Annotated in this window: 24 protein-coding genes; 9 read left to right on the top strand and 15 right to left on the bottom strand. The window is 56.7% G+C overall.

Annotation, left to right across the window (positions count from 1 at the left end; translation table 11 throughout):
- The 5 genes from trpB to FHW77_RS20280 all read right to left on the bottom strand — a co-directional run bounded on the left by trpB (position 1) and on the right by FHW77_RS20280 (position 5,023).
- The gene (trpB, locus tag FHW77_RS20300; RefSeq protein WP_004444279.1) at positions 1-1,221 is read right to left on the bottom strand and encodes a tryptophan synthase subunit beta; all 1,221 of its coding nucleotides are present in this window, start codon (positions 1,219-1,221) and stop codon (positions 1-3) included.
- A 1-nt stretch (position 1,222) separates the two neighbouring features.
- Positions 1,223-1,885 carry a phosphoribosylanthranilate isomerase gene (locus FHW77_RS20295; RefSeq protein WP_004444276.1) on the bottom strand — a complete coding sequence of 221 codons (663 nt, stop codon included), beginning with the start codon at positions 1,883-1,885 and terminating at the stop codon, positions 1,223-1,225.
- Between the two features lie 102 nt (positions 1,886-1,987).
- On the bottom strand, positions 1,988-2,755 hold the full coding sequence (locus FHW77_RS20290; RefSeq protein ID WP_004444275.1) for a M48 family metallopeptidase: 768 nt from the start codon (positions 2,753-2,755) through the stop codon (positions 1,988-1,990).
- Between the two features lie 69 nt (positions 2,756-2,824).
- Positions 2,825-4,057 carry a polyhydroxyalkanoate depolymerase gene (locus tag FHW77_RS20285; RefSeq protein ID WP_004444273.1) on the bottom strand — a complete coding sequence of 411 codons (1,233 nt, stop codon included), beginning with the start codon at positions 4,055-4,057 and terminating at the stop codon, positions 2,825-2,827.
- A gap of 123 nt (positions 4,058-4,180) precedes the next feature.
- Positions 4,181-5,023: a fumarylacetoacetate hydrolase family protein gene (locus FHW77_RS20280; RefSeq protein WP_004444270.1), complete on the bottom strand. Its 843-nt coding sequence runs from the start codon at positions 5,021-5,023 to the stop codon at positions 4,181-4,183.
- Positions 5,024-5,151: 128 nt separating this feature from the next.
- On the opposite strand from FHW77_RS20280, the gene FHW77_RS20275 reads away from it, so the two are divergent.
- The gene (locus FHW77_RS20275) at positions 5,152-5,754 is read left to right on the top strand and encodes a nitroreductase family protein (RefSeq protein ID WP_004444268.1); all 603 of its coding nucleotides are present in this window, start codon (positions 5,152-5,154) and stop codon (positions 5,752-5,754) included.
- A gap of 104 nt (positions 5,755-5,858) precedes the next feature.
- Here the strand turns inward: FHW77_RS20275 and gyrB are convergent, their stop codons facing one another.
- The 5 genes from gyrB to FHW77_RS20250 form a co-directional block, all read right to left on the bottom strand.
- The gene (gene gyrB / locus FHW77_RS20270; RefSeq protein ID WP_004444267.1) at positions 5,859-8,294 is read right to left on the bottom strand and encodes a DNA topoisomerase (ATP-hydrolyzing) subunit B; all 2,436 of its coding nucleotides are present in this window, start codon (positions 8,292-8,294) and stop codon (positions 5,859-5,861) included.
- A gap of 156 nt (positions 8,295-8,450) precedes the next feature.
- Positions 8,451-8,816 (bottom strand): helix-turn-helix domain-containing protein, encoded by a 366-nt coding sequence (locus FHW77_RS20265; protein WP_004444265.1) that lies wholly within the window; start codon positions 8,814-8,816, stop codon positions 8,451-8,453.
- Complete coding sequence (locus FHW77_RS20260; RefSeq protein ID WP_004444262.1) at positions 8,813-9,382, bottom strand: Smr/MutS family protein; 570 nt, start codon at positions 9,380-9,382, stop codon at positions 8,813-8,815. The genes FHW77_RS20265 and FHW77_RS20260 overlap by 4 nt, the downstream gene beginning before the upstream one ends.
- Positions 9,379-10,491: a murein transglycosylase A gene (gene mltA, locus FHW77_RS20255; protein ID WP_004444260.1), complete on the bottom strand. Its 1,113-nt coding sequence runs from the start codon at positions 10,489-10,491 to the stop codon at positions 9,379-9,381. The genes FHW77_RS20260 and mltA overlap by 4 nt, the downstream gene beginning before the upstream one ends.
- A complete protein-coding gene (locus tag FHW77_RS20250; RefSeq protein ID WP_004444258.1) occupies positions 10,488-11,186 on the bottom strand; it encodes a Tim44/TimA family putative adaptor protein in 699 nt (232 codons plus the stop codon). Before FHW77_RS20250 ends, mltA begins: the two co-directional genes overlap by 4 nt.
- A gap of 140 nt (positions 11,187-11,326) precedes the next feature.
- Here FHW77_RS20250 and FHW77_RS20245 point away from each other — a divergent pair, with 140 nt between their 5' ends.
- Together FHW77_RS20245 and secB are read left to right on the top strand one after the other, a co-directional pair.
- Positions 11,327-11,863, top strand: coding sequence for an FxsA family protein (locus FHW77_RS20245; RefSeq protein ID WP_044459678.1), 537 nt, complete (start codon positions 11,327-11,329; stop codon positions 11,861-11,863).
- Positions 11,864-11,965: 102 nt separating this feature from the next.
- The gene (secB, locus tag FHW77_RS20240; protein ID WP_022555303.1) at positions 11,966-12,448 is read left to right on the top strand and encodes a protein-export chaperone SecB; all 483 of its coding nucleotides are present in this window, start codon (positions 11,966-11,968) and stop codon (positions 12,446-12,448) included.
- 95 nt (positions 12,449-12,543) lie between these two features.
- Here the strand turns inward: secB and dnaQ are convergent, their stop codons facing one another.
- Genes dnaQ through FHW77_RS20215 form a run of 5 tightly spaced genes read right to left on the bottom strand, consistent with a single transcriptional unit; the run spans position 12,544 to position 16,148 of the window.
- Complete coding sequence (gene dnaQ / locus FHW77_RS20235) at positions 12,544-13,242, bottom strand: DNA polymerase III subunit epsilon (RefSeq protein ID WP_004444252.1); 699 nt, start codon at positions 13,240-13,242, stop codon at positions 12,544-12,546.
- On the bottom strand, positions 13,235-13,843 hold the full coding sequence (gene coaE / locus FHW77_RS20230; RefSeq protein ID WP_044459679.1) for a dephospho-CoA kinase: 609 nt from the start codon (positions 13,841-13,843) through the stop codon (positions 13,235-13,237). Before coaE ends, dnaQ begins: the two co-directional genes overlap by 8 nt.
- Positions 13,843-14,703, bottom strand: coding sequence for a shikimate dehydrogenase (locus FHW77_RS20225; protein WP_044459680.1), 861 nt, complete (start codon positions 14,701-14,703; stop codon positions 13,843-13,845). Before FHW77_RS20225 ends, coaE begins: the two co-directional genes overlap by 1 nt.
- Positions 14,696-15,295: a Maf-like protein gene (locus FHW77_RS20220; protein ID WP_044459681.1), complete on the bottom strand. Its 600-nt coding sequence runs from the start codon at positions 15,293-15,295 to the stop codon at positions 14,696-14,698. The genes FHW77_RS20225 and FHW77_RS20220 overlap by 8 nt, the downstream gene beginning before the upstream one ends.
- Positions 15,296-15,326: 31 nt before the next feature.
- A complete protein-coding gene (locus FHW77_RS20215) occupies positions 15,327-16,148 on the bottom strand; it encodes a pyruvate, water dikinase regulatory protein (protein ID WP_006700254.1) in 822 nt (273 codons plus the stop codon).
- Between the two features lie 409 nt (positions 16,149-16,557).
- On the opposite strand from FHW77_RS20215, the gene hemE reads away from it, so the two are divergent.
- The 6 genes from hemE to rsmG all read left to right on the top strand — a co-directional run bounded on the left by hemE (position 16,558) and on the right by rsmG (position 23,567).
- Positions 16,558-17,592 carry a uroporphyrinogen decarboxylase gene (gene hemE / locus FHW77_RS20210; protein WP_044459682.1) on the top strand — a complete coding sequence of 345 codons (1,035 nt, stop codon included), beginning with the start codon at positions 16,558-16,560 and terminating at the stop codon, positions 17,590-17,592.
- Positions 17,589-18,134: a protoporphyrinogen oxidase HemJ gene (hemJ, locus tag FHW77_RS20205; protein ID WP_044459683.1), complete on the top strand. Its 546-nt coding sequence runs from the start codon at positions 17,589-17,591 to the stop codon at positions 18,132-18,134. Before hemE ends, hemJ begins: the two co-directional genes overlap by 4 nt.
- 186 nt (positions 18,135-18,320) lie before the next feature.
- The gene (gene rho / locus FHW77_RS20200; protein WP_004444236.1) at positions 18,321-19,586 is read left to right on the top strand and encodes a transcription termination factor Rho; all 1,266 of its coding nucleotides are present in this window, start codon (positions 18,321-18,323) and stop codon (positions 19,584-19,586) included.
- Between the two features lie 87 nt (positions 19,587-19,673).
- Positions 19,674-20,999: a tRNA uridine-5-carboxymethylaminomethyl(34) synthesis GTPase MnmE gene (mnmE, locus tag FHW77_RS20195; protein ID WP_004444234.1), complete on the top strand. Its 1,326-nt coding sequence runs from the start codon at positions 19,674-19,676 to the stop codon at positions 20,997-20,999.
- Positions 21,000-21,055: 56 nt separating this feature from the next.
- Entirely contained in the window at positions 21,056-22,981 is a 1,926-nt protein-coding gene (gene mnmG, locus FHW77_RS20190) for a tRNA uridine-5-carboxymethylaminomethyl(34) synthesis enzyme MnmG (protein ID WP_004444232.1), read from the top strand.
- Positions 22,950-23,567: a 16S rRNA (guanine(527)-N(7))-methyltransferase RsmG gene (gene rsmG, locus FHW77_RS20185; protein WP_004444230.1), complete on the top strand. Its 618-nt coding sequence runs from the start codon at positions 22,950-22,952 to the stop codon at positions 23,565-23,567. The genes mnmG and rsmG overlap by 32 nt, the downstream gene beginning before the upstream one ends.
- The last annotated feature ends 6 nt before the right edge of the window (positions 23,568-23,573 follow it).

Raw genomic sequence — 23,573 nt, 5'->3', positions numbered from 1 at the left:
TTATACATCCATTCCAAGGAACTTGCTGACGGTGTGGACATCCTTGTCGCCGCGGCCGGAGAGATTCATCAGGATGATCTCGTCCTTGCCCATTTTCGGCGCACGCTTGATGACCTCGGCCAATGCATGGCTCGGCTCCAGAGCCGGAATGATGCCTTCAAGGCGGGTCAGCATCTGGAAGGCATCCAGCGCCTCATGGTCCATGATCGGCACATATTCGACGCGGCCGATGTCGTTCAGCCAGGAATGTTCAGGGCCGATACCGGGATAATCGAGGCCTGCGGAGATCGAATGGCCTTCCTTGATCTGACCATCTGCATCCTGTAGCAGATAGGTGCGATTGCCGTGCAGCACGCCCGGCGAACCGGCGGTGATTGAAGCGCAATGCTCTTCGCCCGAAAGGCCCTTGCCACCCGCCTCGACGCCGACGATGCGGACGCTCTTGTCATCAAGGAAAGGATGGAAGATGCCGATGGCGTTCGAGCCGCCGCCAACTGCCGCAATGACCATATCCGGCAGACGGCCTTCCGCTTCCAGCATCTGTGCCTTGGCTTCCTCGCCGATAACGGCCTGGAAATCGCGGACCATTTCTGGATAGGGGTGCGGGCCCGCGGCAGTACCGATCAGGTAATAAGTGTCGTCGACATTGGTGACCCAGTCACGCAGTGCCTCGTTCATGGCATCCTTCAGCGTGCCGTGGCCGGCCGTGACCGGCTTTACCTCGGCGCCGAGAAGCTTCATACGGAACACGTTCGGGGCCTGACGCGCAACGTCCGTCGCGCCCATGTAAACGACGCACGGCAGGCCGAAGCGCGCCGCAACGGTCGCCGAGGCAACGCCGTGCTGGCCGGCACCGGTCTCCGCGATGATGCGGGTCTTTCCCATGCGCTTGGCAAGCAGGATCTGGCCGAGGCAATTGTTGATCTTGTGTGAACCCGTGTGGTTCAGTTCTTCGCGCTTGAAATAAATCTTCGCGCCGCCAAGTTCCGCCGTCAGCCGCTCCGCAAAATAAAGCGGGCTCGGACGACCGGTATAGTGTGCGCCGAGATGCTTGAGTTCAGCCTGAAACTCGGGATCGGTCTTGGCCTTGTCCCATTCCGCCTGCAAATCCAGAATGAGTGGCATAAGCGTTTCAGCAACGAAGCGACCTCCGTAAATGCCGAAACGTCCGTCCTCATCAGGACCAGCGCGAAAAGAATTGGGTGTTGGCGCGTCGTTCACTTCAAGCTCCCTTTGGGCCTTTCGACCAATCATTCACCACATCGAAAAAAGCGTCGATCATGGACAGATCCTTGACGCCCGGCGCGCTTTCGACGCCAGATGACAAATCTAGTCCGCTCGCCCGGGTTTCTGCCAGAGCCTCGGCGACATTGTCCTTGTTCAGCCCCCCGGAAAGCATGTAATCGATGCTTCCGTCAAGGGAGCGCAGGATGGTCCAGTCGAAGGAAACACCGTTGCCGCCCGGAAGCTCCGAACCAGCGGGCGCCTTGGCATCCAGCAGAAAACGATCGGCTATCCCGTTATAAGGACCAATTTTGGCAAGATCAGCGGCATCGCGAATGGAAATCGCCTTCATGACCGGCAGGCCGTAAAGCGCCTTGATGGTCAACAGCCGCTCCGGGCTTTCACTGCCGTGCAGCTGCAGAATGTCAGGTTTTACAAGATCGACGATTTCATCGAGATAATCATTATCGGCATTGACGGTGACGGCGACCACCTTGGCTGCGCCACGGGCGGCTTCGGCCAGCTTACCGGCTAAATCGGGCTCGATGTTGCGTGGACTTTTTTCAAAGAAAATAAAACCGACATGCGACGCGCCGCGCCTGATGGCGCGCTCCAGCGCTTCCGGTGTCTTCAATCCGCAAATCTTGATATCCGGTTTCATATCCGCGACCTGACACGAAATGCGACGAGAGTCGAGCCAAATCGCATCCGTTATTGATGGAATGTTTCACGTGAATCCAGATGGCGATCGACGCCCTAAGTTTCAATCGAAATCGATGGCGTGGAGTTTGGAGCCATTATGTTTCAGCCAGTCCTTGGCTTCATCGGTGTGCGGGCAGAGTTTTTCGCACAAAGCCCAGAATTTCGGTCCGTGGTTCATTTCCCTCAAATGCGCGACCTCGTGGGCGGCGAGATAATCGATGACCTTTTCCGGAGCCATGACTATGCGCCAGGAAAAGCTCAGGTTTCCATCATGGGAACAGGAACCCCAGCGGCTGCGTGTATCCTTCATGCTGATCGATCGCACCGGCCGGCCGGCCGTTCTGGCATGAACGGCCACAAGCCGCTCCAGGTCGGCCTTCGCCTCCTTTTTCAGGAAGGCCGCTATCCGCCGTCTCAGATGCTCGGGCGCGCCGCTGACTTTCAGAACGGGCGCGCCATCAGCGTCTTTCGCGACATGCGTCAGGCCGCGCAGGCTGCCCGTATGGTCAATACGGTGGGCTATGCCCCTGATATCGATGGTCGTGCCGGAACGCAGACCGTCGTCAGGACTAAACTTCGGAAGTTTGCCTTCCAGCCAGCCCTGATGTCTCTCGAGAAAATCATCCACCTGGCGATGATGCAGACCCATCGGGATCGTCAGCTTCAGCGCCCGGCCGCCCGGCTCGATGCGCAAGGTAATGCGCGTCGCCCGCGGGTTCTCCCTGACCGTGATCGGCACCTGCCGGCCTGCCACCGAGACGGTGCGCTGGCTCGGCACGACCTTCTTTGGCGCCGGGGACTTCAGGGATTTTCTGAGGAGCGAAAACATGAAGCCTTCATAACCGATTCGTCCATCCCTTGGCCACGCAAATGCGCGGCGTCACCTACCGTTCTGCCGTTAGGTCGTCTTGTGTTTGGCAATGAAATCCAGCATACGCGGTACGATCTCCTTGCGGAAGCGCGAACCGTTGAAGACACCGTAATGCCCTACATCCGGCTGCATGTAGTGCGCGCGTTTATCTTCAGGGATGTTGCGGCAGAGATCGTGCGCTGCCTTTGTCTGGCCGACGCCGGAAATATCGTCATTCTCCCCTTCGACAGTGAACAATGCGACCTTGCGGATGGCAGCGGGATCGACCGCCCTGCCCCGATGCAGCATGTTTCCCTTCGGCAGCGCATGGTCGATGAAGACGGTTTCCACCGTCTGCAGATAAAATTCCGCCGTCAGATCCATGACGGCCAGATATTCATCGTAAAATTCGCGGTGTTTTTCGGCGGAATCGCCGTCATTCTTGACCAGATTGAGGTAAAAATCCTTGTGCGCCGTCATGTGCCTGTCGAGGTTCATGGACATGAAACCCGACAGCTGCAGGAAGCCCGGATAGACGTTGCGGCCGAAGGCTGGCTGCGGCCACGGCACCTGCATGACGACATTGTCGCGGAACCATTCGATCGGCTTGGCCTTGGCGAGACCGTTGACGGCGGTGGGGTTGATGCGCGTATCGATCGGCCCGCCCATCAGCGTCATGGAAGCGGGTGCAAACGCGTCACCATCCGCCTCCATCAGGGAAACGGCAGCCAAAACAGGCACGGATGGCTGGCAGACAGCAACCACATGGGTGCCGGGGCCGATCTGCCGCAGCATCTCGATGACATAGTCGATATAATCGTCGAGATCGAAGGTTCCCTCCGCTGCCGGCACCATCCGGGCATCGGCCCAATCGGTGATGTAAATATCGGCCGAGGGCAATAGTGCCTCCACGGTCCCGCGTAGCAGGGTTGCATAGTGGCCGGACATCGGGGCCACCAGTAGCACCTTCGGGTTGGACTGGGGGGCTGGATCGAGTTCTTTTTTGAAATGAAGCAGATTGCAGAACGGGCGCGACCAGACGGTCTCCTCCGTGACAACCACGGTTTGGCCATCAATGACCGTGGAGCCGAGACCGAATTCAGGCTTGACGTAGCGGCGCGTCAGCCGTTCGAAAACCTCGAAACCGGCATCGAGGCTTCTGCCGAAGGCCGTACTGGACAGCGGATTAAGAGGATTGTTGCAGGCCTGGCGCATCATATCGGCACCGGCACGCAGCGGTGCCATGGCCGCATGGTTCATTTCATAGAGGTGGTAGAACACTGATGACGCCTCCCTCGCGATCACGCTCTTTTTTTCAACCATAGCAGCTTTTCGCAGGTGCACAAAATCGAAGACGCCGGCGGTTTCCCGCCAGCGCCTCACTTTCCGTTGAACGCCGTATAATCAGATGTCGGCGACGAAGGTCTGCTTCTGGGAACCGAGACCCTCGATACCGAGTTCCACGACATCGCCAGCCTTCAGGTAACGCGGCGGCTTCAGGCCCATGCCGACGCCGGGAGGCGTGCCGGTGGAAATGACATCGCCGGGGTGCAGCGACATGAACTGGCTGAGATAGGAGACAACGTGGGCCACGCCGTAAACCATGGTCTTGCTGGAACCGTCCTGCATGGTCTGGCCGTTGACCTTCAGCCACATGCCGAGGTTCTGCGGATCGGTGATTTCGTCCTTCGTCACCAGCCACGGGCCGATGGGGCCGAAAGTGTCGCAGGACTTGCCCTTGGTCCACTGACCGGCGCGCTCCGTCTGGAAGGCGCGCTCGGAAACATCGTGCGAAACGCAATAACCGGCGACATAATCGAGAGCATCCGCTTCGGAGACATATTTGGCGGTCTTGCCGATGACGACGCCAAGCTCGACTTCCCAGTCGGTCTTTTCCGAACCGCGCGGGATGACGACATTGTCATTCGGACCAACGATGGCCGAGGTGGCCTTCATGAAAATGACCGGTTCCGGCGGTACGGTGGCACCCGTTTCAGCGGCATGGTCGGAGAAGTTAAGGCCGATGCAGATGAATTTCCCGGTTCCCGCAACGCAGGCGCCGATGCGCTCTTCGTTCAGCACCGGAAGTGAGCCGACATCGATCGCGGCGATCTTCTTGAGGCCCTCGGGAGAAATGGCTTCGCCGCCGATATCTTTGACATGGGCGGACAGATCGCGGACTTTTCCTTCCGCGTCGAGGATTGCAGGTTTTTCCTGGCCGGGCTGGCCAACACGCATCAATTTCATGGAACTCTCTCCCGGTTGTCAGACAAGGTGATGCATATATGAACGATGCATTCATACTTGTCACCCCTTGACTGTGCCAAGTTTCGAAAAATACCTTTTCCTTCCCGTCAATCAAAAGGACATGGCCCGTGACGAACAGCAATAACCGGCAATCAGAATACCCCGTTGATCCCCTCTTCCTCGATCGCTGGTCTCCGCGCGCCTTCGATGGTCACGCCATGCCGGCGCAGCATCTGATGACCATTCTGGATGCGGCGCACTGGGCGCCCTCCGCCTCCAATCATCAGCCGTGGCGGTTTGTCTATGCACACAAGGACAGTAAAGACTGGCCGCTCTTCGTGGAACTGCTGATGGAGGGAAACCAGCGCTGGGCAAAAAACGCCTCCGTGCTGCTTTTCGTCATTTCCCGAGACCACAATATCTCGCACGACGGCGAGAAGAAACCGTCAACAACCCATTCCTTCGATGCCGGCGCCGCCTGGTTTTCACTTGCCATGCAGGCGCACCTGCTCGGTTACCATGCGCACGGCATGGCCGGCATATTCAAGGACAAGATCGTCGAAAAACTGAATATACCGGAAGGCTACAAGGTGGAGGCAGGAGTCGCCATCGGCACGCTCACCGACAAGTCCGTTCTTCCTGATGATCTGGCGGAACGGGAGGTGCCAAGCAAACGCCTGCCCCTTTCCGATGTTGCCTTTGAAGGTCGCTTCACCGGCAAGGCTGACTGATCACCATTATCCGCATAAAATCAGAAGGCCCGGCGGAGATTACCGCCGGGCCTTTTGTTAAAGTTTCGTTTCACGTGAATCGTTACGCGAAACATTCCCCAAATTTAAATATCCAGGTTAGCGACGCTGAGTGCATTTTCCTGGATGAAGTCGCGGCGTGGTTCGACTTCGTCACCCATGAGGCGGGCAAACAGGCCGTCAGCATCAGTCGCGTCACTTACTCTTACCTGCAGCAGCGAGCGAACGTTGGCATCGAGTGTGGTTTCCCAAAGCTGCTCGGCATTCATTTCGCCAAGACCCTTGTAGCGCTGCATGGAGAGACCCTTGCGTCCGGCAGCGAAAATCGCATCCAGAAGCGCGCGCGGGCCGGCCAGCTCCATCGTGCCATCCTTGCGTTGCAGAACCGGCGGCGTGGCGTAGATATCACGCGTGCGGGCTGCAAGCTGATCGATATGCCGGGCATCGGCCGAACCGAGCAGGCCCATATCCAGCGTCGAGACTTCCTTGACGCCGCGCACCATGCGTTCGAAGCGCAAACCGCCGTCTTGCAGCACAGTGCCGGACCAGCCGCGTTCGGTCTCTTCAGCAATCATGTCGAGACGCCGGGCCACTTCGGCAACGGTTTCCTCCGCACGCGCTGCGTCGGCGGAAAGCTCGGGGTTGAGTGCGCCGGCAATGGCCGCCTGCTCCACGATGGAACGGCTGTAGCGGGAATGCAGCCCGTCGATCAGCGAGCGCATGCGCAGCGCATCCAGAATGACTTCGCGAAGATCGGCGCCAACACGCACTTCGCCAGAGCCGAGCGTCAAAGATGCTTCCTCGATACCCATGGAAATCAGGTACTCTTCCAGCGCTTTTTCGTCCTTCAGGTACTGAACGGATTTACCGCGCGTCACCTTATAAAGCGGCGGCTGGGCGATATAGAGATGGCCGCGTTCGATCAGTTCCGGCATCTGCCGGAAGAAGAAGGTCAACAGCAGTGTACGGATGTGGGCGCCATCGACGTCAGCATCCGTCATGATGATGATCTTGTGGTAACGCAGCTTGTCAGCGTTGAACTCGTCCTTGCCGATGGAGGTGCCGAGCGCAGTAATCAGCGTGCCGATTTCCTGGCTGGACAACATCTTGTCGAAACGGGCGCGTTCTACATTGAGGATCTTGCCGCGGAGCGGCAGGATCGCCTGCGTCTCGCGCGAGCGGCCCTGCTTGGCCGAACCGCCAGCGGAGTCACCCTCAACGAGGAACAGTTCTGATTTTGCCGGATCGCGCTCGGAGCAGTCGGCGAGCTTTCCGGGCAGAGAGGCAATATCGAGCGCACCTTTGCGGCGTGTCAATTCGCGCGCCTTGCGGGCGGCTTCTCGGGCGACAGCGGCTTCAACCACCTTGCCGACAAGGATTCTCGCGTCGGATGGATGTTCTTCGAGCCAGGTGGAGAGTGCTTCGTTGACGAGGCTTTCGACAACCGGACGCACTTCAGACGACACAAGCTTGTCTTTCGTCTGCGACGAAAACTTGGGGTCTGGCACCTTGACGGAAAGGATGGCCGTCAGACCTTCACGGCAGTCCTCACCCTGAAGGCTTACCTTTTCCTTTTTCAGGATGCCGGAGGTTTCGGCGTAGGAGGTGACCTGGCGGGTCAGCGCGGCGCGGAAACCTGCCATATGGGTGCCACCATCGCGCTGCGGAATGTTGTTGGTGAAGCAAAGCACGTTCTCGTGGTAGCTGTCGTTCCACCAGAGTGCGACCTCAACCGTAATGCCATCCTTTTCACCCTTGATGGCGACCGGCTTATCAACCAGCGGCTTCTTGGCGCGGTCGAGATAACGGACGAAGGCCTCGAGGCCGCCATCATACAGCAGTTCTTCCTGCTTGACGTCGGAATGGCGCTTGTCGGTGAGCAGGATGCGCACGCCGGAGTTCAGGAATGCGAGTTCGCGCAGGCGATGCTCCAGCGTTCCATAATCATAGTCGGTCATGGTGAAGGTTTCAGGGCTTGCTAGGAAGGTGACTTCCGTGCCCGAACGGCCTTCATATTCGCCGATAACGGAAAGCGGCGCGTCGGCGACACCATGGGTAAAGCCAATCTCGTGCACCTTGCCATTGCGGCGGATGCGGAGCTTCAGCCAGACGGAGAGCGCGTTGACCACCGAAACGCCGACACCGTGCAGACCGCCCGACACCTTGTAAGAATTCTGGTCGAACTTCCCGCCCGCATGCAGCTGGGTCATGATGACCTCGGCGGCAGAAACGCCCTCGGAGGAATGGATGTCAGTCGGAATGCCGCGTCCGTTATCGGTCACCGTCACGGAGCCGTCGGCATTCAGGGTCACCGTCACCAGGTCGGCGTGGCCCGCAAGCGCCTCATCGATGGCGTTGTCGACGACTTCGTAGACCATGTGATGTAGGCCGGAACCGTCATCGGTATCGCCGATATACATGCCGGGCCGTTTGCGCACGGCATCAAGGCCCTTGAGGACCTTGATCGAATCGGCTCCATATTCCGCGTTCGCGCCGACTTCGCTTGACGATGTTTCGGTCATAAGTACTCTTTCCAAAGTTTTCCTGGCCAGGTTTCCAGTGAGAGGGCCTGAAGCCAGCGAATCACTCAAATCCGACATGCGACTATAGAAATTCTATACCCAATCCCAAAGGCCGCATGCTTCAGGATGCTGCATAAAGCAGGGGATAGAGGGGTTTCAATCGCAAGAACGGCTTTTTTGCAGCACGGCTGACAGTTCCTCTACCACACTCGGCGGCAGCTTGCGAATATCCCGTGCCAACCGGTTGGCGAAAGCCGTATATTGCGGCGGCAGGCCGACTGTGTCGATCACCACCTTCGGGTCGGATGAGCCGGCAAGGAAGAACAGTTCCTCGGCCTCGTCCCAGATGATGTTGAAATATCCGGCAATGCGCTGGAGGAGATCGAAGCTCGGCTTGCCGCGCTTGCCATGCTCAAGCGCTGAAAGGTAGGCCGGAGAGACGCCGATGGCGGCGGCCATTTGCTTCTGCGTTACACCCTTGCGCTCACGAAGCTGCCGCACGGCCAGCGCAAAGGGCGTCATGACTTTTCGCCTCGCCGGCGCGAAAGCCGCACATAAAGCGCGCCATCGCCGCCGTGATTGGCCGACGCATCCTCATAGGAGGAAATCAGGTGGCGATATTCGGGTTTGGAAAACCACATGGGCACCGCCCTTTTCAAAGCCCCGTCACTGCCAATCGATCGACCCTTGCCGGTAATGACCAGCACATGTCTTAGACCCCGCTCATGTGCGCGCAACAGAAAATCGAGCAGTACGGCGTGGGCCTCGCTCTGGAACATGCCATGCAGATCGATCCGTCCTTCCAATGGCAGGCGGCCGCGGGTCAGCTTACGCTTGACCGGTTTTTCCATCGGCTGGTGGATTTTCGGCTTTTTATCCGGAGCTGGAGGGGGCGGCTCAGCCGGCTCCGCAAGGATGCGCGGAAAGGTGTCTTTACCGGTCAGAGAAACATCTGGTTCCCCCGCAGGGTCCTCCACGTCATCGAAAGCCAGCAAGTCTTCGAGCCTGCCGGAGATCGGCCGTGTGGTTTTTGCGACCTTTCCCCACAGAACGCGTTCTTCCTTGCCGAGCTTGCGACTGTTCTTCATCGCCGATACCTCTGCGCAGCAACCTGCGGTATCAGTATATAAAAATCTGCCTCATTGCGCACCGTGCCGGCAAGTTCTCCGGCTTCGAAACCCGAACCGGTAAAGATATCGCCGCGGGCCGGGCCAATGATGGCCGACCCGGTATCGAGCGCCAGCATCAGCCGCGCAAAAGGCTTTCCATCATCGAGATGGGTAAGCGACGGCGAATGGATGAAGAAGGGAAGCCCGAACGTGTGGATGAGCCTGTCCACAGCAAGCGAGCGCCCAGCGACGAGCGGTACTTTTGCGGCGGCGACCGGTCCCATATCCTCGTCGGCAACATCCGCCTCCCGGAAAAAAATGTAGGAGCGGTTATGCCATAGTACTCCATCCACCTGATCGGGATGGTCAGCGAGCCACTTGCGGATCGTCTGCATCGACACGGTTTTCGGATCGAGTTCTCCGCGATCGAGAAGCAGACGTCCAATCGGTGAAAAAGCATGGCCTGCCTTGGCCGCATAGGTAATGCGCTTTATCGCACCATTGGGAAAAACCAGACGTGCCGCGCCCTGCACATGGACAAAAAACAGATCGACCTTCGATTTCGCCCAGGCGATCTCAAGTCCCTTGCCCTCCAGATAGCCTTCATCGATCGCGCGGCGATCGGGGAAGCAGGAAATCCCGTCTTCATCCTGCCTGCCGAAAGCATAGGATGTATCGAAGCCGACGGGCCGATTGGTATCGTCGATATTCACCAATTCGGGTGGTCGGCGGTAAATGGGATAACGCCAGATGTCGTCAGGTTCAGACGAGACTTCCAGTTCAGGCTCATAGAAGGCGGTCACAAAACCGCTTTTTCCCTGCGACGGAAAAATCCTGAAAGGCACACAGTTGGTTTCAAAGAACCGGCGCGCCTGTTCGGGACTGTCTGCCTTGCATTTCTCAGCGACCTCCAGCAGCGAAACCAGTTCCGCCGCCGTGACGCCGAGTGCGCCAGTGCGATAGGGTTTTGCGCTCCGAAGATGCGACAGAATTGCGGTCATCGCCGGAAAAAGGCTAACGGGATCGTCTTGCCGCCACCCGGGCAGGTCGCTGAAAGAAACTTCTTCGATCGAAAAGGGCGCGGTCATTGCTCGGATTCGGTGGCGATCAGCTTCCAGTTCGGATCGCGTGAGCGGATATCGCGCGAGAAGGTCCAGATGTCATCCACCTCCGCAACCGCATCCGGATCACCATCGACCAGCTTGCCATCCTTGTCATAGGTCGCCGAGATGAGCTGGCTGACGATCCGGAGCGTTATCTGCACCTCGGAATCGCGAATACCCGCCTGGGTGATATCGGCTTTCTCAATGCCAACAAAAGTCGATTTCACCACCTCGCCGCGGCCTTCCCTTTCGGAAATCGCTGCGTCGAAACCTTCAAACACCTCTTTGGACAGCAGGTTCTTGAGCGTCTTGCGGTCGCCATCGGCAAAACCCATCACGATCATCTCGTAGGCCATGCGGGCGCCGTTCAGGAATTCCTTCGGGCGGAAGGACGGATCCTTCGTCATCACCTCACGCAGGGAGGCATTGAGTGCGCTGTCTGCAGGCGCCAGTGCATCCACCTCGGCGAAGCGGTTTTCATCTTCCGCCTCGGCCCGCTTCGGCAGTGTCACGACCTTGTTATCATCCGTGACGGGACCCTTCGCGACATCGCGCGGGCTATAAGGATCAAAAGGCGGCTTTTCATTGCCCGTGCGACGACCAAGGACGCTGCGCAGCTGAAAGAAGATCAGCACCGCTGCAACGAGAAAAAACAATGTGATAAAGTCGCTGAAGCCCATCTTTTACCAAAACCGCCATTTAAATTCGAAAACCACACCATCATATAGTCTGCATCTTACCATCATTCAAATATGCAGATTCAATCATCGGTGTCCCGCGAACCGGCAATCTGCCAGAGATGCACACGCAAGGCTAGAAGATGCGTTTTTCCTTTCTCCCCATCATCGTGCTGATGATGCCCATCCTTGAAATTGCAGGTTTCATTATTGTCGGCAAGACAATAGGCCTGTGGCTCACACTGGCTCTCGTCCTGTTCACGTCTTTCCTGGGATTGCTCATATTGCGCCTGGGCGGTCTCGGCATGGTGAGAAATCTTCAGGATGCGGGCCGCACGGGCGCACAGCCTGCGGACGAACTCGTCAATGGCGCGATGCGCGTCGTGGCGGGCATCCTGTTGTTCATTCCGGGTTTCATCACCGACATTCTCGGCCTCCTGCTTCTGTCGCCGGCCATTCGCCGGTTTTTCTGGAAAGCCTTCGGACCGCGCGTCGTCGTGGCTGGTTCATTCAGACAGCCCGGCGCCCGGCCGGGCGATTATTCCGGTTTCAGCAATGGCCCGGGATCTCATGGCAATTCGAAGGTGGTGGATCTGGATGAAGAGGAGTTTCACCGCGACGGGCCGAAAGACTCTCCCTGGTCGAACAGGCCCGATGATCGCGACCTGCCCAAGCCCTGACGCCGCGTCGATCGCATCGCGACGACCCGATCACGAAGGGTTGTAAGCCCGGAGTCGAAATGATAGACCGCCTTCCACGAATTCACGCCGCGAGGAACCGTAATGACCGCTGAAAATGGCGCACAGGGCGCAGCTAGCCCTTCTCTCAACATTCTTGCCCAGTACATCAAGGACCTGTCCTTTGAAAATCCGGGTGCTCCTCGTTCGCTGCAGGCCCGTGAGAATGCGCCGTCGATCAACATCAATGTCAACGTCAATGCTAATCCGATTTCCGGTTCGGATTTCGATGTCGTGCTGACACTGAATGCCGAAGCCAAGGATGGCGATAAGGTTCTGTTTGCGGCCGAGCTGGTCTATGGCGGTGTCTTCCGCATCGCCGGCTTCCCGCAGGAACACATGCTGCCGGTGCTCTTCATCGAGTGCCCGCGCCTGCTCTTCCCCTTCGCCCGCCAGATCATTGCCGACGTTACCCGCAACGGCGGTTTCCCGCCGCTCATGATCGATCCGATCGATTTTGCGCAGATGTTTGCGCAGCGCGTTGCCGAGGAACAGGCAAAGGCTCAGGTTCAGGCTGTCCCGAACTAAGCAGCGGCCATCTTCCATTACAGACAATCAAAACCCGGGTTCTTGGCCCGGGTTTTTCTTTACGCAGATTTGCGATTTAAGTATCTGAGCAGGCTTCAGTTCTGGTACCGGTTCCAGATCGCCTTGTCCCCCATGCCGAGAACGAGTTTGCCGTGGGCGGCAACCGTCTCTGCATCCAGCCGCGACGGCAGGGGGCGGGGCCGTCGCAGGGGCTCCAGCGGAATGTCTTCCTCAATGACAATGGTTTCCTGCCTGGCGGCAGAGCCGAAGCCGAGCGCGGTCTGGCGGCCGCCGATCATTTCGATATAGACTTCGGCCAGAAGCTCGGAGTCAAGAAGCGCGCCATGCTTGGTGCGATGGGAATTGTCTATTCCATAACGGCGGCAAAGCGCGTCCAGCGAATTCGGTCCCATCGGGTGCTTGCGGCGGGCAAGCGACAGCGTATCCGTCACCAGATCAGCGGCGACCGGTTCGATCCCGAGACGGGCGAATTCCGCGTTGATGAACCCCATATCGAATGTTGCATTGTGCGCCACCCAGCGCGCACCTTCGAAGAAATCCCGAATCTGGTCGACAACTTCAGCGAATTTGGGCTTATCCTGCAGGAACTCGTCGGTAATGCCGTGAACGGCAAGCGCATCGGGATGAACCTTGCGATCTTCGGGATTGATATAAAGATGCAGGGTGCGGCCAGTCGGGAAGTGGTTGATCAGTTCCACGCCGCCGATTTCGATGATCCGGTCCAGCTTCGACTCCAGACCTGTGGTTTCCGTATCGAAAATGATCTCACGCATGCATCTCTCCACGGCGCGACTCAACGGTCAGCTTCTGCAAAATGTCTCTTACCTGATCCCGGGCCGCTTCGACACCATTTCCGGAATCGATGATAAAATCGGCACGTCTACGCTTCTCCGCATCGGGCATCTGCCGGGCAAGGATCATTTCCAATTTTTCTTCGGTCATTCCTGGTCGTGACAGGACTCTCTCGCGCTGGATCTCTGGTGCACAACTCACCACCACGACTTTGTCGACACGGCTTTCCGCACCCGTTTCGAACAACAGCGGAATATCCAGAAGCGCAAATTTCCGGCTGTTTTTCCTTGCTTCGGACAGAAAGGTTTCCTGTTTTTTCCGAACCAGTGGATGGACGATTTCTTCAAGCCTTCTGAAATTAGCCGGATTCTTTCTCAAGATGTCACCGAGTTTTTCCCGGTCCACGACACCGGAAACCGTAGTGCCCGGAAAAGCTGCCTCGATCTGGCCTACGGCCTCCGCCCGATAAAGACCGTGAACGACCTCGTCCGAATCCAGAACCGGAACGCCTTCTTCGGCAAACAATTTCGCGGTTGTCGTTTTTCCCATTCCAATCGAGCCGGTGAGACCGATGACAATCATCAATGTTTCTCCATGTCCGCGATGATCAGAGCACGCAGAGTCTCATCCACCTCCGGCATCTTGCCGAACCATCGCTTGAACCCCGGTTTTGCCTGATGAAGCAACATGCCGAGGCCATCGACGGTCGTGATACCCTGCTCTTCCGCCATTTTAAGGATCGGTGTTCGTAATGGCACGTAGACGATATCGGTCACCACCGACTTGGCAGCGAGCTGCGAAAAATCGAGATGCGGCGCCTCAGCGCCATCCATACCGAGCGATGTCGTATTCACGAACAGCCCGGCGCCCTGCATGACCTCCTGCAGCGCTGCCTGGGGATGGGAAAAGACGCGTGGGCCAAAACGATCAGCCAGTTCGCGAGCACGTTCGAGGGTCCTGTTCAGGACGTGAATTTCCGCGATGCCCCGGTCCCGCAGCGACTGAATGACGGCACGGCTTGCGCCGCCGGCACCAAAAACGACCGCCCGGTCCGTTTTGTCCCAACCGGGATGCCGCTCATCCAGGTTAGACACGAACCCGTAACCATCGGTATTGGTGGCATGGAGTTTACCCTCCTCCACCCAGATGGTGTTGGCGGCACCCAGTTCTTCCGCCAGAGCATCAGGACGATCCGCCAACCGGTAAGCGGCCTCCTTGTGAGGGATGGTGACGTTGCCGCCCACCGCCGTACCGGGCTTACCTTCCTTCACGGTTGCAATGAAATTCGCAAAATCGTCCGATGCGACCTCGACTGCCTCATAGGTACCGGTGATACCGAATTTCTTGAGCCAGTAAGAATGAATGATCGGCGACCGGGAATGCTTGATCGGGTAACCAACAACGAAAGCGTTTATGGTTAATGTTTCACGTGAATCAGCCATCGATGACACCCAGGTCGCGCAGTTTCGATAAAAGCGGCAGAAGCGGCAGGCCGAGGATCGTGAAATAATCGCCTTCAATCGAAGTGAATAGCTGGATTCCCTCTCCCTCGAGCTGATAGGCGCCCACGCTGCTTAGAGCTTTTTCACCCACTCTCTGGAGGTGACGGGAGACAAATTCGGGGCTCAATGTTCGCACGGCAAGTTCAGCACTGGAAACCACCTTCCATATCACCTCCCCGCCGCGAACGAGGACAGCCGCGCTGTTCAAGCGGTGAACCTTACCGGACAATGACAGCAGATGTGCTTCGGCCTCGGCCATGGTCTTCGGCTTGTGATAGACCCGCGCACCGAGTGCCATGGTCTGATCGCAGCCCAGAACCAGTGCGTCCGGATGAAGCGAACCGACGGCAAGAGCCTTGGCAGTCGCGAGTTGTTGTGCAACTTCCTCCGGGCTGGCGCCCGTACGTTCCAGCCGCTCATCGAGCGCGCGCTCATCAATATCCGCTGGTATCGCCGAAAATGTCAGCCCCGCATTGCGCATCAGCATCTGGCGGGATGCGCTGGACGAGGCGAGGATCAACTCTTGTTTCATCGACTGTCTGCTCCTGATGGTGCGATCCGGATTATCGCGTCCTCGGGCGAAGGGCAAGGATGGCAGCAGCCGTTTCCTCAATGGAACGGCGTGTGACGTCAATCAGAGGCCAATTGTTGCGGGCGCAGAGCGCACGCGCATATTTCAGCTCTTCCATGATCGTGGCGCGATCCGTGTAACGGCGGCTGTCAAATCCGCCGGTTGCGCCCAGTTCGCGGTTCTCGCGAACCTGCGATATTCGATCCGACGTCGCCACGAGGCCGACGATCAGAGGCCGGGTGGCGGCATAGAGGCTTTCGGGCAAAGGCACGTTGGGTACAACCGGAATGTTTGCGGTCTTTATACCCCTGTTGGCGAGATAGATGCTGGTCGGAGTTTTCGACGTGCGGCTGATGCCGATGATAACGACATCCGCCTCGTCATAGGTCTCCGGCATCTGTCCGTCATCGTGATCCATTGCAAAATTGAGCGCTTCGATCCGCGCGAAATAATCCGCATTGAGGGCGTGTTGAGCACCGACCCGCCGTCTTGATGGCGCGCCCAGATAAGTCTGAAAGATGCCGATAATGGGTTCAAGCACGTTGACACAGGGCACGCCGATCGCGTGACAGCGCAAATCCAGGAATTCTGCCAGTTGCTGATCGACGATGGTGTAGAGGACAATGCCCGGTTCCTTGTCGATGAGGTCAATGACCTGCGCAAGCTGCTTCTGGTTGCGGATCATCGGATAGACGTGTTCCACCGGCATGGATGCGTGAAACTGTGCCGAGACCGCGCGGCCGGCAGACATGAGAGTCTCGCCTGTTGAGTCCGAAATCAGGTGCAGATGGAAGAAGCTTTTTTTGTTCTCCACGCTGTTTTTCTCCCGCTGTTGATAACCCGGGACAAATGTCCGAACGAGCCTGCGGGTCGAACCGCGCCGTGAATAAAGTGGTGTTTTTCCACAATCCGCAAGTGGCTTTCAACATGCTCCGGGCAGCCTGTGAATTGCTGGAAGAGTTGACACTTGTCCAACCCGATTCACAGCCTGTCCACAGGTCGAGAACTTTCCAATAAGAATATAATCCATTGAAAATTCGAGATAAATTACGATTTTTCCAGGTTTTTCAAGATCGCTGCCGAAATTTGTCCTACCACCGTGCTGAAAAGATGCGGCTGCGGCATTTCGACTGGAATGATTTTAATCCTTGCTACCCACAGACTCTAAGAAATAGAAAATCTTTTAAATCTCTTTGATTTTATTTTTTTAGAAGCTGGGTGTGATGAGCGAACGCAAGGTTATGACTGTTTTGAACGGGAAGACGGTCACGCCGCCGCCCATATGGCTGATGCGTCAGGCTGGACGCTATCTTCCGGAGTACCGGGAAACGCGGAAGAGCGCCGGAAGTTTCCTGGATCTCTGTTATAATCCCGAGTTGGCAACCGAGGTGACGCTTCAGCCCATTCGCAGGTTCGGGCTGGATGCAGCGATTCTTTTTTCCGACATTCTGGTGATACCCGACGCGCTTCACCGCAATGTGTCCTTCACCGAAGGCAGGGGCCCCGCCATGGACCCGATCGATGTCAGCGGTATTGAAGAACTCGATGCGTCTGATGTCATGGCGCATCTTTCGCCTGTCTTCGAAACGGTGTCGCGCCTACGCAGTTCATTGCCGGATGAAACGACGCTTCTTGGCTTTTGTGGCGCACCGTGGACGGTCGCGACCTATATGATTGCCGGTCACGGAACGCCCGACCAGGCGCCGGCGCGGCTATTCGGTTATCGGGAGCCCGCCGCGATGGAAAAGCTTTTGGCTTTTCTCGCTGAGGTTTCCGCGGATTATCTCGTGGCGCAGATCGATGCGGGGGCCGATGCCGTGCAGATCTTCGATTCCTGGGCGGGCGTGCTCGGCGAAAAGGAGTTCGAGAATTACGCAGTAAAACCGGTTGCCCGTATTATTGCTTCGGTGCGCGCGCGGCGTCCCTCCGCCAAAATAATCGCTTTCGCGAAGGGGGCGGGTTATCTTCTCAAGGACTATCGTCGTAAGACCGGTGCCGACGCGATCGGGCTGGATTGGTCCGTGCCGCTCAGCTTCGCCACGGATTTGCAGAAGGAAGGGCCCGTGCAGGGCAATCTCGACCCAATGCTGATGGTGGCGGGCGGGAGGGCTCTGCAGGATGGTATCGACGCCGTGCTGCAGGCCCTTGGGCAGGGTCCGTTGATCTTCAATCTCGGTCACGGCATCACGCCGCAGGCTGATCCGGACAATGTCACCCGGCTGGTCGAGCGGGTGCGTGCGGGTGGGACCGTGCCATGAATGACGAAAAACAGACTTCTGCGCGATCAGGAAATAGGGCCGCCCTGCGGGCTGGCGTCGGGCTGGGCGTTTTCATCGCAGTCGTCGCCCTGTTCTTTTACGTGGATCCTGCCGATCTCTATCTCTGGATCAAGGCGTTTCACATTATTGCTGTGATCTCATGGATGGCGGCGATCTTTTATCTGCCAAGGCTCTTCATCTATCATACCGATGCGCCGGCAGGTTCGCAGCAATCCGAAACTTTCAAGGTGATGGAGCAGCGGCTGATCAAGGTCATCATGAACCCGGCGATGATGATAAGCTGGGTGCTCGGACTTTATCTCGCCTGGTCGGCCTTCGGTTTTTCTGGTGGCTGGCTGCACGCAAAAATCGCTATGGTCGTGCTTCTGACTGCGACCCATGTTTATTTCACGCGTAGTGCGAAACGGTTCGCCCGGGATGAAAATACCAGGCCTGCCCGTCACTGGCGGTTGATGAATGAGGTTCCAACGTTGCTGATGATCTTCATCGTCATACTTGTGGTTGTGAAACCCTTCGGTTAGAGCGGTGTAACGATAAATTTCGCGGAATTCGTGCTTTCCTCTTGCAGCAGCGATGTTCAATCGCTATTTTCGGGCCACTCATCTTCGTGGCATGTGAATTATTCAGTCATCTGCGGTCTTTCCCACAGCATCTGATTCGCGAACACGCCCTCCCCCGACATTACATTATTAAACGGTCTTCTCTTCATGGCTGAAATGAAGCTTCAGGAACTTAAGAGCAAATCGCCTACCGACTTGCTGACTTTTGCCGAATCCCTGGAAGTTGAAAATGCGAGCACCATGCGCAAGCAGGAGCTCATGTTCGCAATCCTCAAGGTTCTCGCGAGCCAGGACATCGAAATCATCGGCGAAGGCGTCGTTGAAGTTCTGCAGGACGGTTTCGGGTTCCTGCGATCCGCAAACGCAAACTATCTGCCGGGTCCGGACGATATTTACATCTCTCCCTCGCAGATCCGTCGGTTTTCGCTGAAGACCGGCGATACGGTTGAAGGACCGATCCGCGGTCCCAAGGAAGGTGAGCGCTACTTCGCCCTTCTGAAGGTCAACACGATCAATTTCGACGATCCCGAAAAGATCCGCCACAAGGTCCATTTCGATAATCTGACGCCGCTCTATCCGAACGAGCGGTTCAAGATGGAGCTTGATGTTCCGACATCCAAGGATCTGTCGTCGCGGGTTATCGATCTCGTCGCACCGCTCGGCAAGGGCCAGCGTGGCTTGATCGTTGCACCGCCACGTACCGGTAAAACGGTTCTGCTACAGAACATTGCCCATTCGATCACGGCAAATCACCCGGAATGTTATCTCATCGTTCTTTTGATCGACGAGCGTCCGGAAGAAGTCACCGACATGCAGCGTTCGGTCAAGGGAGAGGTTGTATCCTCCACCTTCGATGAACCAGCGGTACGCCACGTACAGGTCGCTGAAATGGTCATCGAAAAGGCGAAGCGCCTCGTTGAACATGGCCGCGACGTCGTCATTCTGCTCGATTCCATAACCCGTCTTGGTCGCGCTTATAACACCGTCGTTCCCTCTTCCGGCAAGGTTCTGACCGGTGGTGTGGACGCCAACGCGCTGCAGCGGCCGAAGCGCTTCTTTGGCGCCGCCCGTAATATCGAAGAAGGCGGCTCGCTGACGATCATTGCGACCGCGCTGATCGACACTGGCAGCCGTATGGATGAAGTCATCTTCGAAGAGTTCAAGGGTACGGGTAACTCGGAAATCGTGCTTGACCGGAAGGTAGCAGACAAGCGTATCTTCCCGGCGCTGGATATTCTGAAATCTGGTACCCGTAAGGAAGACCTTCTGGTGCCGCGCCAGGATTTGCAGAAGATTTTTGTTCTTCGCCGTATTCTCGCGCCGATGGGAACGATGGACGCCATCGAGTTCCTCATCGATAAGCTGAAGCAGACTAAAAACAATTCGGATTTCTTCGAATCGATGAACACCTGAACCGGAAATTAGCCGGATTCATCTGAGGTCGTTAAAGCCGCATTCGTTTATTCGAATGCGGCTTGACTGTTTTGATCGAGGTGCGCCATGCCTTCCCCTGATACGATATATGCACTTTCGAGCGGCGCCCTCCCGGCGGGGGTGGCCGTCGTGAGGATCAGCGGACCCATGTGTTTCGCCATGCTGACAGAATTGACCGGACGAGAGCTTCCGGCACCACGAAAAGCCAGGCTGAGTTTGATTCGGAATCGAAACAATGAGACCATCGACCAGGCGCTCGTAATGTCTTTCCCGGCACCGCATTCCTTCACAGGCGAGGACTGCGTTGAAATCCAATGCCATGGAAGCCGCGCAGTCATTGCCTCGATTTTTGCTCAGTTCGAGCGGTTCCCGGATGTACGTCCCGCGGAGGCCGGGGAGTTCTCGCGCAGAGCCTTCGAGAATGGCAAGATGGACCTGCTTGAAGTCGAAGGTTTGGCCGACCTGCTTCAGGCTGAAACAGAGATGCAGCGTCGTCTGGCGGTTGAACAGAGTACAGGCAATCTTTCGGCTCTTTATGATGGATGGGCTCAGCGCCTGACGCGTGCGCGTGCGCTGATTGAGGCGGAGCTCGACTTCGCCGACGAGGAGGATGTCCCGGATTCCGTATCTGGACAGGTATGGGAGGCGATGAGACAGCTGAAAGCGGAAATCGCCTCCCATCTGGAGGCCGGCGGAAACGGCGAGATTATCCGGGACGGTTTCAAGGTGGCGCTCATCGGAGAACCCAATGCCGGGAAATCCACGCTGCTGAATTCGTTAGCTGGCCGGGATATCGCCATCGTCACCGACATTGCCGGTACGACCAGGGACGTATTGAGCGTGGACATTAACCTTGAGGGCTATCTGGTACGAATATTCGACACGGCAGGCCTGAGGGAAACGTATGATGTGGTGGAACAGGAGGGGGTGCGGCGCGCTGTTTTGACAGCGGAGACTGCGGATCTCATTCTGGTGCTGCAAGATAACGATTCGTTTCCGAAACAAACCATCGCATCACTGTCTGCAAAGACGCATCTGCGCGTCAGGACCAAGGCGGCGTTGTCATCGTCGACGCCTAGAGCTGAGTTCGATCTGGCGATCTCGGCGAAAGAAGGGATTGGTCTCGATGAATTGCGGTTCTTGATAAAGCGGGAGATTGAATCGCGATTGCAAGGGGTCCAGACTTTGATGCCCGCCCGGGCGCGCCATAAAAAACGACTTGAAGAGACGCTTAATTATGTTAGTGATGCGCTCGATTCTGAAGCCATGGACCTTGCTATAAGGTCGGAATTTTTGCGGCTCGCAGCGACATCGCTTGGTCGTATTACAGGACGCGTCGATGTTGAAGATTTGCTGGGCGTCATCTTTTCAGAATTCTGCATAGGAAAATGATTCACGTGAAACATGGGCCGTGGACGCGCGGTTAGATCAGAACAGGGCGCAGATAGATGCACCAGTCATTTGATGTCGTTATTATCGGTGGGGGACATGCCGGCAGTGAAGCGGCCGCGGCTGCGGCTCGCCATGGTGCAAAAACCGCGCTCGTGACCCATAAACGCGACACCATCGGTGTCATGTCCTGCAATCCAGCAATTGGCGGGCTTGGAAAGGGCCATCTCGTTCGCGAGATCGACGCCCTGGATGGTTTGATGGGTAGGGTAGCTGACGCTGCCGGTATTCAGTTTCGCATGCTCAATCGCAAAAAGGGCCCGGCAGTGCGCGGTCCCCGCACCCAGGCGGATCGCCGTCTTTATCGTGAAGCGATGCAAGGTGAAATTGCAAATATCGAGAATCTTACCATTATTGAGGGCGACGCTTTTGATATTGAGATGACGAATGAGCGAGTGGCTGCTGTCGTCATGGCGAATGGTAGCCGGATTCCCTGCGGTGCCGTGGTACTGACAAGTGGTACTTTCTTGCGTGGCCTTATTCATATCGGCTCCGAAAAGGTACCGGCCGGCCGTGTGGGTGAAGAACCGTCAATCGGCCTTTCCAACACTCTATCGCGGCTTGGTCTTCGCATGGGCAGACTTAAGACCGGCACGCCTGCCCGTCTGGACGGGCGAACAATCGACTGGAGCGGTGTTGATCGACAAGGCGCAGACGAAGATCCTGTGCCCTTCTCCTTCATGACCGACAATATCGTGAATCCGCAAATCGAATGTGGAGTTACCAGAACCACATCAGCCGGACACAGGGTCATTCAAGAGAATATCCATCTTTCAGCAATGTATTCGGGTCAGATCGAAGGCGTCGGTCCACGTTATTGTCCGTCGATTGAAGATAAGATCACTCGGTTTGGCGAGCGTGATGGTCATCAGATATTTCTGGAGCCCGAGGGACTGGATGATCATACGATCTACCCTAACGGAATTTCCACGTCACTTCCGGCGTCTGTTCAGGAACAGTTCATCCACACCATACCCGGTCTCGAGCGGGTTGCGATCTTGCAGCCAGGTTACGCGATCGAATATGACTATGTCGACCCGCGAGAACTAAAGCCCTCCCTCGAGTGTCGCAAGATTGCGGGACTATTCCTCGCGGGGCAGATCAACGGCACAACCGGTTATGAAGAAGCAGCTGCTCAGGGGCTCGTCGCCGGCCTCAATGCCTCTCTTTATGCAAGCAACAGCGATCCGCATTATTTCAGCCGGACGGAATCCTACATCGGCGTCATGATCGATGATCTGACATCCAAGGGTGTCAGCGAACCCTACCGAATGTTTACGTCAAGAGCGGAATATAGGCTGTCGTTACGAGTCGATAATGCCGATCTGCGGCTAACGCCAGTCGGTCAGCGGGCGGGAATCATCGGTTATCACCGTCAAAAGCGATTCGATAATTTTATAGAAGAACTTGGTCGGGGTCGTGACTTGCTGAAGACCCTCACGATCAGCCCTTCGCAGGCAGCAAAACAGGGATTAAAGCTCAATCAGGACGGACAACGCCGCTCCGTTTATGAATTGCTTGCCTATCCTGATATGTCGCTTGATGTCCTCAAACAGCACTGGCCCGAGTTGGGTGGGCTTCCCGAGAAAATTGCGGATGTGCTGCAAATCGAGGCTGGTTACGCTGTGTATATGCAGCGCCAGAGCGCCGACATCGTGGACATCAAACGCGACGAAGAGCGAAAGATTCCTGACGATTTCGATTTTCAAAGCCTGTCCGGCCTTTCCAATGAGTTGAAACAAAAGTTGGAAATGGCCCGTCCAGAAAACATTGCCCAAGCCGCACGTGTTGACGGTATGACGCCGGCTGCGATATCGCTGCTTCTCGCCCTTCTGCGGAAAAGCTCTCCTTCGCAGATGAAAAATTGCGTCTGCACCAATAGCGAGTCGGATTATGAAGATAAACGGCCAGAGTGTTTCACGTGAAACACAGGAGAAGCTCGAGCATTTTGTCGAGCTCTTCAAGAAGTGGAATAAGACCACCAATCTGGTGGCCCCCTCCACTCTTACAGAACTCTGGAGCCGTCACATTGCCGACAGTGCCCAGATATTTCATCTCTCTCCTTATCCGCAAAGATGGGTTGATCTGGGCAGCGGTGGGGGTTTTCCCGGTGTCGTCACTGCCATATTCCTCTCTGAAATTGGCGGCGGCTGGGTCGATCTGGTGGAAAGTAACAATAAGAAGGCCGCATTTCTCCGGATAGCGTTAAAGGAAACTGGCGCGCGTGGAGCGGTTCATCCCGTGCGAATTGAGAAAGCACCTGCCATTCTCAATACGTGCGATTCTGTGTCGGCCCGCGCACTGGCGGAGCTGGATTTGCTTTTCGACTATATTCATCCCTGGGCCACAAAAAATCCGGATCTCAAGGCATATTTCAATAAAGGCCGGGATTATGAATCCGAAGTGCAGAAAGCACATGGTCGCTGGCAATTTGATCTGGTAAAACATCGGAGTGCCATTGAGGCAGATTCTGTTGTTCTTGAAATCAGCAACCTCGCTCTGAGGCGCTGACAAGCT

Origin of the sequence: Agrobacterium sp. RC10-4-1 (genome assembly GCF_014138475.1) — a bacterium.
Lineage (GTDB): Bacteria > Pseudomonadota > Alphaproteobacteria > Rhizobiales > Rhizobiaceae > Agrobacterium > Agrobacterium pusense.
The sequence above is the reverse complement of the archived record's forward strand: the minus strand, read 5'-3'. Positions and strand labels throughout refer to the sequence as shown.